Raw genomic sequence first — 15,033 nt, 5'->3', positions numbered from 1 at the left:
CCTGAGAGCCGTTGGTTCGAACTTACCATGAGCCAAGGCGTTGAGGTCTATGAGAATGAGCAATGGGCGCTGCCTCAAGCGGTCCCGCGTTGGTGAGTAGGGGTGGATGTCATGGCCGACAATCTTAGCAAGTACCGATCCAAGCGTGATTTCAAGCAGACGGGAGAGCCGAGCGGAGAGGTCGACGTCAAGGCATCCAACCGTCGCCGCTTTGTTATTCAGAAGCATGATGCGACGCGACTGCATTACGATCTTCGTATTGAGCTCGATGGCGTCTTCAAATCCTGGGCTGTGACCAGAGGTCCTTCTCTTAATCCTGATGACAAGCGGCTTGCCGTCGAGGTCGAAGACCATCCACTGGACTACGGTGACTTTGAGGGCACGATACCGAAGGGTCAGTATGGTGGCGGTACGGTTATGCTGTGGGATCGCGGCTATTGGGAGCCGGAGGGTAAAAAGACCCCCGAGGAGGCACTGGCGAGGGGTGATTTCAAGTTCACTTTGGAAGGTGGACGACTGAATGGAAGCTTTGTTTTAGTGAGGATGCGCAACGACCGCGACGGGGGCAAGCGCACCAACTGGCTGCTAATCAAACACCGCGACGATTATGCGGTCAACGAGAACGGAGCAGCGGTACTGGATGACAATCTGACGTCCGTCGCTTCCGGTAGAACCATGGAGGCAATCGCCGCTGGCAAAGGGAAAAAGCCCAAGCCATTTATGACGCAAGGCGATACGGTTAAGGCAGACGCGGTGTGGGACAGCAATGAGGGTCTTGCCGCCGAGGAGCGCAAGGCTGGCACGAAGACGTCGCCGAAGAAGAAGGCGGCTCGACCAAAGGCAGCCAAGTCAACAAACGCTGAAACGGCGATGCCGAACTTTATCGCCCCGCAGCTCTGCGAGAGCCTAACACGTCCACCGGTGGGCAAAGGCTGGATCCACGAGATCAAATTCGACGGCTACCGGGTGCAGATGCGTGTCACAGGCGGTGAGGTGACGCTGAAGACCCGCAAAGGTCTGGATTGGACCTCCAAATGGCCTGCGATCGCGGAGGCGGCGTCGGCGCTTCCTGACTGCATCATTGATGGTGAGATATGTGCCCTTGACGAACGAGGTGCACCTGATTTCGCTGCGTTGCAGGCCGCGCTTTCTGAGGGGACGACCGACGATCTTGTCTATTTCGCGTTCGATCTGCTGTTTGCCGGTGATGAAGATTTGAGAGAGCTTCCCCTGACGGAGCGCAAATCCCGTTTGGAAACACTGATGTCCGATACGGGCGAGGACGCACGCCTGAGGTTTGTCGAACACTTCGAGACGGGCGGCGACGCCGTGCTGAAGTCAGCATGCCGTCTATCGCTCGAAGGTATCGTGTCCAAGGAGGCAGATGCTCCTTACGTGTCCGGCCGGACGAAGACATGGGCGAAATCCAAATGTCGCGCTGGTCATGAAGTGGTCATCGGTGCCTATGCTAAGACCAATGGAAAATTTCGTTCGCTGCTGGTTGGTGTCTTCAGCGGCAAGCACTTCGTCTATGTCGGGCGTGTCGGTACAGGGTATAGCGCGAAGACGGTCCAACAACTTTTGCCGCAGCTTCAAGCGATGGAAACGGCCAAATCTCCTTTCACAGGAATAGGGGCACCGAAGACGTCAGACGATATCGTCTGGCTCAAGCCCGAGCTCGTTGCCGAGATCGAATTCGCCGGATGGACCGCGGACGGTCAGGTTCGACAGGGTGCGTTCAAGGGGCTGCGGGAAGACAAGCCTGCTGCGGAGGTGGAAGCAGAAGAGCCCGCAACGCCATCGGATGTGGATGTCCCTGATCCCGAGACCGACAAGCCACCACCCGAGCGTTCCCGCAGAGGCGCAAAGGAAGAGGTCATGGGTGTTATGATTTCAAGCCCCGACAAGGCGCTCTGGCCAGACGCGGTTGATAAAAAGCCTGTTACCAAGGTTGACCTCGCCCGGTACCACGAGGCTGTCGGAGCGTGGATGATCGATCATATCAAAGGTCGGCCATGCTCGATCCTTCGTTGCCCTGATGGCATTGGTGGCGAACAGTTCTTCCAGCGCCACGCCATGCCTGGAACGTCGAACCTTCTGGAACTCGTGACGGTCTTTGGTGACAAGAAGCCCTATCTGCAGATCGATCGCGTTGAAGGACTTGCCGCCATTGCCCAGATCGGCGGAATTGAACTTCATCCATGGAACTGCGAACCGGATCAGCCGGAAGTGCCGGGTCGACTCGTTTTTGACCTTGATCCCGGCCCGGATGTTGAGTTTTCGGCAGTTGTCGACGCTGCCCGTGAGATCCGCGACCGGCTGGAAGAACTGGGCCTTGTCAGTTTCTGCAAGACGACAGGCGGCAAGGGTTTGCATGTCGTAACGCCGCTCGCCGCGCCCAAGGGGAAGAAGCTGAGCTGGGACGAAGCGAAGGGGTTTGCGCATGACGTCTGTCAGGATATGGCGCGGGATAATCCTGACCTCTACTTGATCAAAATGGCGAAGAATCAGCGGGAAGGGCGAATATTCCTCGATTACCTGCGCAACGACCGAATGGCGACGGCTGTCGCTCCGTTGTCTCCAAGAGCACGTCCGGGTGCTACGGTGTCGATGCCTTTAACCTGGACGCAGGTCAAGGCTAACCTCGATCCAACGCGCTTCACGGTTAGGACCGTGCCGGGTCTTTTGAAGCAGAGCACGGCCTGGCAGGATTACAGTGAGGGCCACAAGTCGCTGGATCAGGCCATAAAGCGGCTGAGCAAAGCCCGGAAGGTGTCTGCCTGACGGGCCTTATTTTGCACGTGTTTCTGCGGCGACCGATTTCTTGAGCGCGTCCATGATGTTGATGACGTTGCTTGGCTTGGGAGGGGAAGCAGGCGCTTTCGTCGTGCCTCGGGTCGGCTTTTTCTGCTGTTTCTTTTTGCCTTGATGATGTCGAGCAGACGGTCCTGCACAGGATCCACGACCATCTTCGCGTCCCATGGCTTCGTCTGCTTTTTGATGAACTTTTGGATAAGTGGCATCATGTCGGCGTCGGGCTCTTCATCGGCGATACCATCGAAATAGCTGTCTTCGTCCCTGACTTCGTCCCCATACCGCAGCGTCCACAAGACAATTCCTTTGCCGCGCGGCTCCAGCATGACGGCGCGTTCCCGGCGCGAAATCACCAGCCTCGCAATTCCGACCATGTCCTGCGACGCCATAGCGTCACGGATCACGGAGAAGGCCTCCTGCGCGACTTTTTCATTCGGAGACAAATAGTATGGTGTATCGAGCCATATCCATTCGATGGTGTCTCGTTTCGTGAACGTCGAAATATCAATCGTCCGGGTGCTATCGAGTGCAACATTTTCGAGCTCTTCGTCTTCAAGGATGACGTAGTCGTTTTCATCACGTTCGTAACCCTTGACCTCGTTCTCTTCCTTCACGTCCTTGCCTGTTACGGAATCCACATAGTGACTGACAACGCGATTGTTGGTGGCGCGGTTGAGCGTGTGAAACCGCACCTTCTCGCTTTCCGACGTCGCGGGCATCATCTGAACGGCGCAGTTGACGAGGGAGAGCTTCAGGTAACCCTTCCAATATGGGCGGACAGCCATGATGATCTCCTCTTAACCAGCGCGACGGGTTGGTGCGGCCGTCGCCTTTGCTTTGGTCGCTGCCTTTTTGGGTTTTGCAGTTTCTTCGCCAGCGTTGGCGTTGGCAGCGGTCCGTTTTGACTTGGTTTTCTTGGTGTTGAGGCCCGCGCTCTGACGCAGGGCCTGCAACAGATCGACGGCCTTGGCGGCCGGTGCAGCTTTCTTCTTTGGAAGCGACCGCCCCTCAATCTTGGCCTTGACGAGTTCTACTACAGCCTCCTCATACCGATCATCGAAGCTGCCCTTTCTTTTTTGCGATGATCAGTTCGGCGATCTCGAGCAATTCGGGATCGCTTTTGACATCCGGCTGATCCTCGAAGGCTTCCTGCGACGAGCGAACCTCGTAATCGAAGTTGAGAGTGGAAGCGATGAGGCCCTTGCCATGTGGGCGGATGAGGACGGTGCGGAGGCGGCGGAACAGCACGGTCCGTGCGATAGCCGCAACCTTGGCCTCCTTCATGCCGTCGCGAAGCAGAACATAGGCTTCCGTACCCATCTTGTCTGGCGTCAGATAATAGGGCTTGTCGAAATACACGGTGTCGATGTCAGAACAGGGAACGAAGGATTCGATCGTTAGCGTCTTGTCGCTATCGGGGACGGCGGCTGCGACTTCCTCCGGTTCAAGAACGATGTATTGTCCGTTCTCGGTCTCATATCCTCTGACTTGGTCTTCCCGTTCGACGGGGTCTCCGGTTTCGCCATCAATGAACTCGCGTTTGACTCGATTTCCGGTCGCTCTGTTGAGCGTGTTGAAAGCGATACGTTCCGATGCTGACGCTGCGGTATAAAGCGCCACCGCGCAGGACACGTCGCCGAACTTGATGAAGCCTTTCCAGTTTGCCCTCGGGGAACTCATGATACGCGCACTCCTAACACAACCAACGCGATTCAACCGAATCAGCGAGCGAACCGTTCCTCGCTAAAACGAATCGTTTTTCAATGACTTAGGCGCATTTGGCCTCCCGTTTTGCGAGTCTGTCTTAGATCGCTGATTCGATGCATCTTTTGACAGCAGCGCGCGTTTTCCTTGGGACAGCAACCAAAAGGGAGATCTGTGATGACCAAGCGCGAATTGATCGATACCGGCACTGACAAGCGTTACGTACGCCGCGATGAAGACGGGAAGTTCAAGGAGAGCGTCGATGTCTCTCGTTCGCTTTCAGCCGATGCGCGCCATGACGCAAAGAATGATACGAGATCAGGCGAGGGCGACAAAGGTGATCGCAAGCGCTAACGCAAGCCTGTGAAGATCGCCACCTACAATGTTAACGGCATCAATGGTCGCCTGGATGTTCTGCTTCGTTGGCTGGACGAGGCTCGACCGGATATCGTTTGCCTGCAGGAACTGAAGGCACCCTCCAATAAGTTTCCTCGCAAAGAGCTGGAACGTGCAGGCTACGGCGCGATATGGCAAGGCCAAAAATCGTGGAATGGTGTCGCCATCCTTGCACGTAGTCAGGAGCCGCTTGAGACGAGACGCGGGTTGCCGGGCGGTCAGGACGACGACCAAAGTCGTTACATTGAGGCCATCATTGACGGCATGATCGTTGGATGTCTTTACCTGCCCAACGGCAATCCAGTTCCGGGGCCGAAGTTTCAATACAAGCTAGGCTGGTTCCGGAGACTGCATTCTTATGCGGAGGAGCTGCTGGAGCTTGAAGTGCCCGTCGCGCTCGTGGGTGATTTCAACGTCATGCCGACTGACCTTGATGTTTATAAGCCAGAGCGCTGGATAGACGACGCGCTGTTTCGGCCCGAGGTCAAGGCGGCTTATGCGAATCTGGTGGGACAAGGCTGGAAGGATGCGATACGGCATCTCCATCCGACCGAACGCGTCTACACCTTCTGGGCATATTTTCGGAACGCATATGCTCGCGACGCTGGTCTGCGGATTGACCACTTTCTGTTGAGCCCTGACCTCACAGAGAAGCTGTCAAAAGCCGAAGTCGACAAACACGTGCGTGGCTGGGAACACAGTAGCGATCACGCGCCTGTGTGGATTGAGCTTTCTGAAAAATCAACCAACCGAGGGAGAAACAAATGACCGACAACTGGAAAAATGAACTTCGACTAAAACTCGAAGATTTACTCGACAGACTCATCGTTGATGGTGTCAGCCGCGACGATGCCTGCAACGCGGTTATCGAGGCGATCAGCCGCCTCAAAAGCGCCCATGAGACAGATCCAGATCCTGCGGAGGATGTGGCGGTTGAAGAACCGGCCAATGACTGGCCTGCGGCTGGCCAGGCAAGACCTTTAGAGTGAAGCCACGCCGCGGCACAAGCTAATGACAGCGGCTTTGCCTCTGCCAACTCGTTGGGTGGCGACTATTTGCTACTCGTGACCCACAAGGGTGCGAACTCTGACGTAGGGCAGGGGTATACGACTAGTCCTGTAGAGGCCTGATAGCATCGACCCGAACGATCCCTTCGATGACACCTCGGGTGATATCTGTACGACCGTGTTCGATCTCGATCACTGTGTAGAGCTTTTCGTCGCGAAATGCGCTTGCGTTTGCAGTTGTGACATCTTCTGCCGGCGCGGAATCAATTTCCATAAAATCCACCTCGCGGCTTGATGCGACAATCCGTGCATCGCCGGACGTTCGAGCAGCCACCGTAACGGGTCCGTTAGGCTGAAAACCCTGCCATCTGGGATCGTCGGGGCTGGCGGTAGGCTCAAGACGGTAAATGTTGAGGGGTTCGCCGGAGCGTTCGGCCACAACAGAGCTGTCCCGGATTTGGGCCTGACTTTCGACAGATTTTCCGAACCGTGTTTCGCTTGTGTTTTCGCCGATATCTGATCTGGTCACGTTTGACATAAGGGATCTCCACTTCGCCTGCCGCCGTCCCCTCATCGAACTGTCGATGTGAGGGGCGTTGCATTTGCTCGTACCGTATTCGGTACGGACCAATAACAAGCTGGCACGCAAGCAGTTCCTTGCCGAGCAGCAACAGACGTCCGTCGGCGACCACAACAGAAAGTACAAGAGGGAGTTTTCACTCAGTTGACGTCGAGCCATCCGAGTGACACGAAACTAAAAGTTGACCAAGGTCAAAACAACTGCTATCAATGGTTTATCGATCTTTTGCTTGCTGAACTTTGGTTACTGCGCGATTAGCACCGCGCCTGAACGAACTTTCCTTCAAAACTATCGCTATCATCGTCGTACGGATTTATCCCGTGCGATACCACACGTATGCTTTGAAAGGGTTCATTATCATGACCACAGGCACAGTAAAATGGTTTAATTCCACAAAGGGCTTCGGCTTCATTCAGCCTGACAACGGCGGCGAAGACGCATTTGTCCACATTTCTGCCGTTGAGCGCGCAGGAATGCGTGAAATCGTGGAAGGTCAGAAGATCGGCTACGAACTCGAGCGCGACAACAAGTCGGGCAAGATGTCGGCCTGCAACCTTCAGGCTGCTTAATTCAAACTGCTTCTGCTTTGACCACGGATGTACTGGCACTGCGTGAAGCGTGTTTTTCGAAAGGCCGGACTTACGTCCGGCCTTTCTCGTTTTCAGACAAATTATTGGAGCACACATGTCTCAGAGCAAATCTCGCGAAGGCAGAAGTTTCGTTCAGCAGTCTGCAGTCCCAGTTCTTTGCCCGCGGTCATGCCATCCAAGAAAATGATTACGTGACAAAGTCCCGCGAGGACAAGACATCCCGCCTTCGGGAGGCGCGACTTGCGAAGGAAGAGCACGATCGCCTAAGTGCTTCGACGAAACCTGCCGTGAAAACACGGAAGAGGGCATGATTCTATGACCAAGGATCATAGCCTGCAACATTCCGACTGGTCGTCAGACGTACTGCGCGAAGCGCTTGAGGCTGCCGGTGTTGCGCTCTGGTCCTGGCAGGTAGACAGCGACGATTTCTTGATGGACCGCCAAGGGTACACCTTATGGGGCGTCACGAAAGCAGAGCCGCTTTCCTTCGAGCTGCTCTCGGAAAAGATTCATCCCGCAGACCGCGATCGGGTCAGGGCGGCGTTTGCCGCAACCAGAGCTGTCGTCGGATCCTACGAAATTGATTTCCGGATTATTCTCGGACCTGATGTTCGCTGGATCTCGGCAAGAGGGCGTGGAAGCGACGTAGGTATCAAAGATCGGAAGATGACAGGCATATTCCTGGATGTCACCGGAAGAAAAAACGCTGAGGAGAGCCACGAGCTTCTTGCTGGCGAGATGAGCCATCGGGTCAAAAACCTGCTGGCGATCGCGGCAGGGCTCACGAAGATTACGTCACGCTCGTCCGCTTCGCTGGAAGATATGACCGAGCAGCTCACCAACCGACTGACGGCGCTCGGTCGTGCGCACGATCTTGTGCGCCCGTTGCCTCAGGGGCATGGGAACGCAGCCTTGCTCGGCGACATCTTCACGGTTTTGCTGGCACCGTATGATGATGAGGGCGCATTCGCCGGGCAAATCAGGGTAGCAGTTCCTCGACTGGGTGTCGGAGAGAACGCAGCAACGGGTTTGGCTCTGATTGTTCACGAGCTGGCGACCAACGCCATGAAGTATGGGTCATTGTCTGTGCCTGAGGGTACGCTGGACGTGTCGGGAACGATTAGCGGCGACGTTGTTGAAGTCCAATGGACGGAACGTAGCGGACCTGAGGTTCAAAAGCCTGATGGTCTTGGCGGCTACGGGAGCAAGCTCCTTCACCGGACACTGGCAGGTCACCTGGGCGGAACGCTGGAGCACGACTGGTCAAAAGACGGATTGATCGTCACTCTGAAGATCAACAGCCCGCGTCTAGCCTCCTAAATCTGCTGTACCTCCTACAATTCCTTGATCGACCGTACGATCATATCAAGATCATACGAGTTAGCAATGAACTCGGTTGACGACAAATGAGAGCGGTTTGATCGAGTTTGTTCCGCCCGTTGAAGGATTTTGGCGGTTGAAGTCGAACCTTTCCCCACTTTTCGAGTTAGGCTGTCGGGGAGTTGGGATAGCGGATGGAGAGCCGCCGATCTTGACGGATTATCGTCAGTTTGGTTTCCGTGGCTGTTAGAGCATCTGCGCTGCCGTATTCAGGGGATTGGGGTTAGGCAAGCACTTGAAAATACCGAGCATCCAGACAGATTATGCCGCGATCCTCATGGGTATGCCGCAGCCGTACTTGGTTCTTGATCTCGACCTGATCATTGTCGGCGCATCAGATGCCTATCTGGAGCTTACACAGCGAACCCGAGACGACATCGTCGGTCGCAACATCCTTGAGGCATTCCCGGAGAACCCTGATTCAGCGGGAACCGTAGAGCAAGGCCCACTTGAAGTATCACTCCGACACGTTATCGCCTCCGGTAAGCCGCACGAGATGGCGGTTATCCAATACGATATCCCGCAACCACAGGGCGGCTTCGTTCAGAAATTCTGGACACCTGTGCATACCCCGGTCATCGGGCAGGACGGGGCGATCCAATATATCATTCAAAACCCCATGGATGTCACCGAGAGCGTCGTGAAACAACGCGAGGCAGATGCGCGGCTTCGCGTAGCTTTACATGCAGCGGACCTGGCATCATGGGAGTATGAGCCTGAGACCGATATCTGGCGGCGGAGCCACTCCGTCGACGTGATGTTTGGTTTTTCTCCCGGCGGCGGCGGGCCAGTTGCTGAGCCGTTTTTCGCAAGAATGCTACCTGAGGACCTTCAGCGCGTACGGGGCGTTGTATCCAGTGCTATCGACAGCCCCGATCAGACCTTGATGAACTTCGACTACAGGATTGTTCTTCCCGACGGCGACTTAAGGTACGTTGCATCACGCGGTGAAGTGCTCAGGACATCGACGGGAAAGGTCAGGATGATCGGCGTCATGATGGACGTGACGGCCGACCGCAAAAGAGAGGAAGAGCTATCCAGCGCTCTCAAGGCTCTGGAGCAGTTGCTTTCCGAAGTGAATCACCGTGTGAAGAACAGTCTCCAGCTTGTCGTGAGCACGCTTCGTCTGCAGGCGAGGCGGCTTGAAGACCCCGTTGCGATGGAGGCGTTCGACCAAGCCATCTCTCGGGTTAGAGCGATCATCTCAGTTCATGAGCGGCTCTACCGATCGGAAAACTCTCTGAGCGTCGACATGGTCGATCACATCAGCAGGCTTTGCCTGGATATAGCTGCATCACCGAAGGCAAGACAGATTACTGTCGAAGCCGACGCTCTGTCGTTGCCGACAGAGCGGGCTATTCCCCTGTCGGTTATCCTCAACGAGCTACTCAGTTCGCAAATCAGGAGCGCATCGAAGGACGATGGTCCTGTTGTCGTATCGCTTCGTGAGGTTTCCGATGGGCTGATGGAACTGGAAATCCGCGATCCGAACGCGAGCCGAGGTCCACAAATCCTGTCCGACTTGTCGTTCAGGCTGGTTAAGAGCATGGCGATGCAGATCGACGGAGAGTTTCATTACCATACACGGACAGCCGAACAAAAGGTTGCGGTGACCTTTCCCAAGGAGCGCAACTGATGCCTCTACGTATCATGATAGTGGAAGATGAAATGCTTCTGGCTATGGATCTAGAGGATATGCTCCTCGACGCAGGCTACGACGTCGTCGGTCAGGCATCGTACATGCAGCAGGCCATCGCGCTCGCCGAACAGAAGAGCGGCGAGATCGACGTTGCCATCATGGATGTCAATCTTGCTCGGGGGACGAACGGTGTCGAGACAGCAGCGGCACTGCGGGAGCGCTGGAATATACCATCGCTGTTCGTCAGCGGAAATCTCGATGAGCGCACACGCGAAGCCGCACTTCCTCTAAGGCCGCTTGGTTTTGTCGGAAAACCCTACTCCGAAAGAGAGGTGCTCGGTTCACTCGGGCAGCTTGCCATCGGCCCCTGACAAACCGCCGGCGATGTGCCACATCCGAAAGCCACTCAAAGAGCTTTTGCTATGCAAAAAGAGCATTTTTTTGAAATAAGCGTTGAAACAACCGCAGGTGCCTGAAAGGCGGTGGTCTATGGGTCAACAGACCAGAACTTCAACGACCTCGCGGCACTTCAAAGCGCTCATGAAGATCGCGCGCGCCAAGATAACCGAGGCTGCAATCGAAACCCTGCGCGATACCGCTCGGTCGGTCATTGAGTGTGAAGGCACTGCGATTATATTGAAAGATGGCGACCTCTGTCCCTACGTGGAAGAGGATGCCATCGGAGCCTTGTGGAAGGGCAGAAGTTTCCAGGCGTTGCCTGCATCACTGGATGGTCCACGATAAACAAGGTGACTGCCGTGAAACCAGACATCTGGCAGGACGACCGGATTCCATATGAGCTCTATGCTGGCACGTTCGTAAAGGCGATTGTCATGGCACCGATCCGATTGGCGCAGTCGGTGCTTATTGGTCTCAGCCCTCACTTTCAAGTCAACGACCTATCTGGCTACGGTTTTACAACGCTGCGAGCGTGGCTTGTACGTCAGCTCAAATAGGCAGCGAGTTCTTCCGGGGTTCCTTGCGGAAAAGCTTGCTTCAGGCAATCGAGGAAGGCGGAAACCCGTATGCTCAATAAACGCCTGGTAGGGTAAAGCGCCCAGAGAGCCGTTTCTGCGCCTTCGACATCGCCCCAGTAGTTGAGACGACCGGAGGCGATGTCTTTGCTGACCAGAGAAAGCGGTAGCCGTGCGACGCCCGCACCCATCAACACCGCATCCCGCAGCATCGTGTTCGATGACATACCAAGCACCTGCGTTGTCGCAAGCTTTGCAGGCCCGGACGCCGTCACCACATTCCAGATGTCTGGCCTGCCGACTAAGCTGCGAACCACTGACGGCACTGTGTTATCCCGTTCGGGCCAGGCGAGGGCGGGGGCCGCGACTACCACCTGTCGGTCACGTAGAAAAGCCCGACCAACGAGATTCACATCGGGTTGAGGATTAACGCGGATGACGAGATCGTAAGCCTCCTCGATCATATCCACGGCGCGATCTTCCACCACGATTTCGACCCGCATCTCTGGATATTTAAGCACGAAGCCTGCCGCGAGCTTTCCCAGGGCCGCCTGCGAAAACATAAGCGGCGCGCTGATGCGCAAACGTCCACGCGGCGATTGACCCCCTAATGCGATGGCCGTTGTCGTCTCTTCCAGCTCCGTCAGCAGTTGCGTCGTCCGCTCGAACAAAGCTCGACCTTCTTCAGTCAACTTCAGGTCCCGTGTGCCGCGCTCAAAGAGCCGCAGGCCCAGGCTCGCCTCAAGATCGGCTACGCGTCGGGACAAAGTGGCCTTAGGCCGACCTGCCGTGCGCGCCGCTTTTCCGAACCCGCCATGGCGGGCAACAAGGTTGAAATCAGCCAGTGCGAGAAGATCCATGTGTTCCACCTGTGAGACGATGGGTCCAGATATAGCGACTATTGGAAGCGATGTGGATCACTTAATTTCGGGATGTCTTCTCAAACACGGCCCCAGCGGCTCATCAAGGAGTACTATCCATGACCATTCTCGTTATAGGTGCCACCGGCCGTGTTGGTCGTCACGTGGTACACCAGCTTATTCAACGGAGCGCCGAAGTCCGCGTGTTGACACGCGATGCGGCCAAAGCGAATTTTCCGACGGATGTTGAGATCGTAGAAGGCGAATTGCTCGATCTTGACGCTTTGCGAGCTGCCTTTAAGGGTATTCGCACCCTTTTCCTTCTTAGTGCCGTCACCGGCGATGAGTTCACGCAGGCGATCATCACTCTCAACATTGCCCGTGAGGCAGGTGTAGAACGCGTCGTTTATCTATCGGTATTCAATGCCGATAGCTCAGTCAATGTGCCGCATTTTGCCGTGAAAGCAGGTGGCGAACGGATGCTGAGCGAGATGGGCTTCAGCGCCACTATCCTGCGCCCGACCTACTTCATCGACAATGAAGTCATGATCAAGGACGTTGTCATCAACCACGGCGTCTATCCCATGCCGATTGGCACTAAGGGCGTTGCTATGGTCGACGCCCGCGATATTGCAGAAGTGGCGGCCATTGAGTTGATCCGTCGTGATGAGGCACCCGGTATCTTGCCAGTGGAAACAATCAATCTCGTTGGGCCTGACACGCTGACTGGACTGCAAATCGCTTCAATCTGGTCTGAACTTCTCGGTCGGCCAGTCACCTATGGTGGCGATGATCCGAGCGGTTTCGAGCAGAACATGGCGAGCTTCATGCCGAAATGGACCGCCTACGAGATGCGTCTGATGGCTGAACGCTATGTGACCGATGGCATGATCCCGAACAAAGGTGACGTCGAGCGGCTCGTAGACCTGCTCAAACGCCCTCTGCACAGCTACCGCGATTTTGCAAAAAACCTTGTTTCCGCTCGCTGAGGAGCCAACTGGCAGCCGAAATCACACCGATGCATCACCTGCGAGCTGGCGAAAAACTCGCCAGCGACCAATCCTTCCACCTGCAGACCCTTTTCACAGGAGAAGTATGATGACCAATCTCTGGAGCCCGATAACACTTGGCGGGATTACCCTGCCGCATCGTCTCGCCATGGCACCGATGACCCGCAGCCGCGCCAAGCCTGACGGAACACCCGGGGACCTCGCGCCGGAATATTATGCACAGCGCGCATCGCTCGGGCTACTGATCAGCGAAGGAACACAGCCGTCCGAGGACGGGCAGGGCTATCTGGCAACCCCGGGTATCTATACTGACGCGCATGTCGCTGGCTGGCGGAAGGTTGCCGATGCCGTCCATGCGGCAGACGGGCGCCTGTTCATCCAGCTCATGCATGTCGGCAGACGGTCTCACCCCGACAACACGCCACACCATCGCCAGCCCGTCGCACCCTCCGCAATCGCTTCCGGCGATTCCATGTTCACTATGAGCGGGATGCAGCCGGTGCCCCAACCTCGCGCACTGGAGACAGAGGAAGTCCAGCAGACAATTGCGGATCTCGCATATGCCGCAAAGCGGGCGATTGATGCCGGTGCAGATGGTGTCGAAATCCACGGCGCGAACGGGTATCTGGTACACCAGTTCCTCGCACCGGACAGCAACCATCGCACCGATGAATACGGCGGCACGATGAAAAACCGGGCGCGCTTTGCTATTGATGTCGTGCGCGCGGTCGTCGACGCCATCGGCCCGCAGAAAACCGCCATTCGCCTTTCACCGGGTGTTGCGACGGGGGGAATAGCCGAAGGTCAGGACAACGACGATCTATACCGCTATCTGGCGGTCGAACTCGGCACGTTGGGCTTGGCTTATCTTCATATTCTTTATGCTCGCAACGATCCTTTGCTGGAAGATGTCCGCCGCTCCTTTGGAGGCCCCCTGGTCCTCAACCGCCCCGGTCGTTCTCGTCAACAGATCGGTGCCGATGTCTCAGCGGGACTTGCCGATATTGAGGCACTTGGCGTCATGGCACTCGCCAATCCCGATCTTGTGCAGCGCCTCAAGACCGGGGCTCCGCTCAATGACGTGAGATCTGCTCTTTTTTATGCAGGCGGTGGTGCTGAAGGTTATACGGATTATCCAGCAATCGGCATCGTCTAATTCTCAAGTGGGCGGATACTATCCGCCCGCCGTCCCATAACCGAAATTTGGGTTTCGAAATTAGCCAGAACTTGTGGAGGCCATCGTCAGCCAGCGACCGGGTGTCATGCCGAAGGTTTTGCGAAAATGGCGGGTAAAATGTGCTTGGTCAGCAAAGCCCGCATCTGCCGCCGACTGCGCTAAACCTTTCCCACCCACGATAGACAGTTTCGCCAGTTCGAGCCTGCGCATGATGAGGTATCGATGCGGGCTGGTGCCCAGCAAGCGGCGGAACTGTCGGGACAGTTCGTAACGGTCCAGCCCGGATGCAATCTCCAGCACTTCAGAGCGCACGATGTCGCTGCAATGATCTTCGATAAAGTCACGGGCACGCAGCACAGCGGTTCGAGCTGACTTGGCGATTGCCATTGGTGGTGCACCGGCCTGACGAGAAAGATCCGATGCCAGCCGCATCACCACGTCGTCCATAATCAGGTCACTCGGCTCCTCGCTCAGATCGGCAAGAATTTCCGCTAGTGCCTGCCAGAGGCGTACATCGGCAACCACAGGGTCGGTAACAAACGGCAGAGCGTGGCGGTACCCATCAGCAGCGCTAATGAGGTTGGGTGGCAGATAGATCATGCGATAGATCAACCCGTCCTCGGTACCTGCAGCACCATCATGCAACTCGTCCGGATGCAGCACTATGACATTGCCGGGGCTGCTGAAACGCTTGGTGCCGCGATATCGGAAGGTCTGTACGCCGTGCAATGTCAGACCGAGTGCATAAGTGTCGTGCCGATGCGGCGAGAACGCGTTGCCATGAAACCGGGCTTCGATCCGCTCTACACCGTGGAAAGGCGCGGCAACAAGCATGCTGTCAGCAAATCCGACTTTGCACGAACGTTCAAGACCGCCCCGCCTACTTGCAGCTATATCTTCTT

At 56.1% G+C, this 15,033-nt stretch carries 14 protein-coding genes and 2 pseudogenes; 11 read left to right on the top strand and 5 right to left on the bottom strand.

The genetic code is table 11. The features are described from left to right. The first annotated feature begins 111 nt into the window (after nucleotides 1–111). A complete protein-coding gene (ligD, locus tag ATO67_RS19355) occupies nucleotides 112–2,784 on the top strand; it encodes a DNA ligase D (RefSeq protein WP_067653004.1) in 2,673 nt (890 codons plus the stop codon). A 6-nt stretch (nucleotides 2,785–2,790) separates the two neighbouring features. Here the strand turns inward: ligD and ku (ATO67_RS19350) are convergent. Then, nucleotides 2,791–3,599: pseudogene (gene ku, locus ATO67_RS19350) on the bottom strand (non-homologous end joining protein Ku). A 12-nt stretch (nucleotides 3,600–3,611) separates the two neighbouring features. Further along, nucleotides 3,612–4,494 (bottom strand): annotated as a pseudogene (gene ku / locus ATO67_RS19345) (non-homologous end joining protein Ku). A gap of 201 nt (nucleotides 4,495–4,695) precedes the next feature. Between ku (ATO67_RS19345) and ATO67_RS22975 the strand changes: the two are divergent. The 3 genes from ATO67_RS22975 to ATO67_RS19335 are packed head-to-tail and all read left to right on the top strand — an operon-like array spanning nucleotide 4,696 to nucleotide 5,903. Continuing rightward, complete coding sequence (locus ATO67_RS22975) at nucleotides 4,696–4,872, top strand: hypothetical protein (RefSeq protein WP_103087144.1); 177 nt, start codon at nucleotides 4,696–4,698, stop codon at nucleotides 4,870–4,872. Nucleotides 4,873–4,881: 9 nt separating this feature from the next. Beyond that, complete coding sequence (gene xth / locus ATO67_RS19340; RefSeq protein ID WP_067653002.1) at nucleotides 4,882–5,682, top strand: exodeoxyribonuclease III; 801 nt, start codon at nucleotides 4,882–4,884, stop codon at nucleotides 5,680–5,682. Next, nucleotides 5,679–5,903 carry a hypothetical protein gene (locus tag ATO67_RS19335; protein ID WP_067653000.1) on the top strand — a complete coding sequence of 75 codons (225 nt, stop codon included), beginning with the start codon at nucleotides 5,679–5,681 and terminating at the stop codon, nucleotides 5,901–5,903. Before xth ends, ATO67_RS19335 begins: the two co-directional genes overlap by 4 nt. A gap of 121 nt (nucleotides 5,904–6,024) precedes the next feature. Here ATO67_RS19335 and ATO67_RS19330 read toward each other — a convergent pair whose 3' ends face one another. Further along, nucleotides 6,025–6,459: a hypothetical protein gene (locus ATO67_RS19330; RefSeq protein WP_067652998.1), complete on the bottom strand. Its 435-nt coding sequence runs from the start codon at nucleotides 6,457–6,459 to the stop codon at nucleotides 6,025–6,027. A gap of 401 nt (nucleotides 6,460–6,860) precedes the next feature. Between ATO67_RS19330 and ATO67_RS19325 the strand changes: the two genes are divergently transcribed. The 5 genes from ATO67_RS19325 to ATO67_RS19305 all read left to right on the top strand — a co-directional run bounded on the left by ATO67_RS19325 (nucleotide 6,861) and on the right by ATO67_RS19305 (nucleotide 10,854). Beyond that, nucleotides 6,861–7,070, top strand: coding sequence for a cold-shock protein (locus ATO67_RS19325; RefSeq protein ID WP_067652995.1), 210 nt, complete (start codon nucleotides 6,861–6,863; stop codon nucleotides 7,068–7,070). A 336-nt stretch (nucleotides 7,071–7,406) separates the two neighbouring features. Further along, nucleotides 7,407–8,411 carry a sensor histidine kinase gene (locus tag ATO67_RS19320; RefSeq protein ID WP_067652993.1) on the top strand — a complete coding sequence of 335 codons (1,005 nt, stop codon included), beginning with the start codon at nucleotides 7,407–7,409 and terminating at the stop codon, nucleotides 8,409–8,411. Between the two features lie 295 nt (nucleotides 8,412–8,706). Next, complete coding sequence (locus ATO67_RS19315) at nucleotides 8,707–10,107, top strand: sensor histidine kinase (protein ID WP_067652991.1); 1,401 nt, start codon at nucleotides 8,707–8,709, stop codon at nucleotides 10,105–10,107. After that, nucleotides 10,107–10,481, top strand: a complete 375-nt coding sequence (locus ATO67_RS19310; protein WP_067652989.1) for a response regulator — start codon at nucleotides 10,107–10,109, stop codon at nucleotides 10,479–10,481. Before ATO67_RS19315 ends, ATO67_RS19310 begins: the two co-directional genes overlap by 1 nt. A 118-nt stretch (nucleotides 10,482–10,599) precedes the next feature. Further along, nucleotides 10,600–10,854, top strand: coding sequence for a hypothetical protein (locus tag ATO67_RS19305; RefSeq protein ID WP_067652987.1), 255 nt, complete (start codon nucleotides 10,600–10,602; stop codon nucleotides 10,852–10,854). Nucleotides 10,855–11,053: 199 nt separating this feature from the next. On the opposite strand, the gene ATO67_RS19300 is transcribed toward ATO67_RS19305, so the two are convergent. Beyond that, nucleotides 11,054–11,944, bottom strand: coding sequence for a LysR family transcriptional regulator (locus tag ATO67_RS19300; protein ID WP_067652985.1), 891 nt, complete (start codon nucleotides 11,942–11,944; stop codon nucleotides 11,054–11,056). Nucleotides 11,945–12,063: 119 nt separating this feature from the next. On the opposite strand from ATO67_RS19300, the gene ATO67_RS19295 reads away from it, so the two are divergent. Together ATO67_RS19295 and ATO67_RS19290 are read left to right on the top strand one after the other, a co-directional pair. Further along, complete coding sequence (locus tag ATO67_RS19295; protein ID WP_067652983.1) at nucleotides 12,064–12,933, top strand: SDR family oxidoreductase; 870 nt, start codon at nucleotides 12,064–12,066, stop codon at nucleotides 12,931–12,933. A gap of 109 nt (nucleotides 12,934–13,042) precedes the next feature. Then, a complete protein-coding gene (locus tag ATO67_RS19290; protein WP_067652981.1) occupies nucleotides 13,043–14,110 on the top strand; it encodes an alkene reductase in 1,068 nt (355 codons plus the stop codon). 60 nt (nucleotides 14,111–14,170) lie between these two features. On the opposite strand, the gene ATO67_RS19285 is transcribed toward ATO67_RS19290, so the two are convergent. Beyond that, nucleotides 14,171–14,965: an AraC family transcriptional regulator gene (locus ATO67_RS19285; protein WP_067652979.1), complete on the bottom strand. Its 795-nt coding sequence runs from the start codon at nucleotides 14,963–14,965 to the stop codon at nucleotides 14,171–14,173. Nucleotides 14,966–15,033: the final 68 nt, after the last annotated feature.

The sequence above is a fragment of the Agrobacterium bohemicum genome, from assembly GCF_001562555.1.
Lineage (GTDB): Bacteria > Pseudomonadota > Alphaproteobacteria > Rhizobiales > Rhizobiaceae > Agrobacterium > Agrobacterium bohemicum.
The sequence above is the reverse complement of the archived record's forward strand: the minus strand, read 5'-3'. Positions and strand labels throughout refer to the sequence as shown.

Coding starts and splice junctions, on each gene's coding strand:
- ATO67_RS19320 (WP_067652993.1), top strand. CDS start 7,407: ATGACCAAGGATCATAGCCTGCAACATTCCGACTGGTCGTCAGACGTA.
- ATO67_RS19325 (WP_067652995.1), top strand. CDS start 6,861: ATGACCACAGGCACAGTAAAATGGTTTAATTCCACAAAGGGCTTCGGC.
- ATO67_RS22975 (WP_103087144.1), top strand. CDS start 4,696: ATGACCAAGCGCGAATTGATCGATACCGGCACTGACAAGCGTTACGTA.
- ATO67_RS19295 (WP_067652983.1), top strand. CDS start 12,064: ATGACCATTCTCGTTATAGGTGCCACCGGCCGTGTTGGTCGTCACGTG.
- ATO67_RS19335 (WP_067653000.1), top strand. CDS start 5,679: ATGACCGACAACTGGAAAAATGAACTTCGACTAAAACTCGAAGATTTA.
- ATO67_RS19300 (WP_067652985.1), bottom strand. CDS start 11,944: ATGGATCTTCTCGCACTGGCTGATTTCAACCTTGTTGCCCGCCATGGC.
- ATO67_RS19310 (WP_067652989.1), top strand. CDS start 10,107: ATGCCTCTACGTATCATGATAGTGGAAGATGAAATGCTTCTGGCTATG.
- ATO67_RS19285 (WP_067652979.1), bottom strand. CDS start 14,965: ATGCTTGTTGCCGCGCCTTTCCACGGTGTAGAGCGGATCGAAGCCCGG.
- ATO67_RS19330 (WP_067652998.1), bottom strand. CDS start 6,459: ATGTCAAACGTGACCAGATCAGATATCGGCGAAAACACAAGCGAAACA.
- ligD (WP_067653004.1), top strand. CDS start 112: ATGGCCGACAATCTTAGCAAGTACCGATCCAAGCGTGATTTCAAGCAG.
- ATO67_RS19290 (WP_067652981.1), top strand. CDS start 13,043: ATGACCAATCTCTGGAGCCCGATAACACTTGGCGGGATTACCCTGCCG.
- ATO67_RS19305 (WP_067652987.1), top strand. CDS start 10,600: ATGGGTCAACAGACCAGAACTTCAACGACCTCGCGGCACTTCAAAGCG.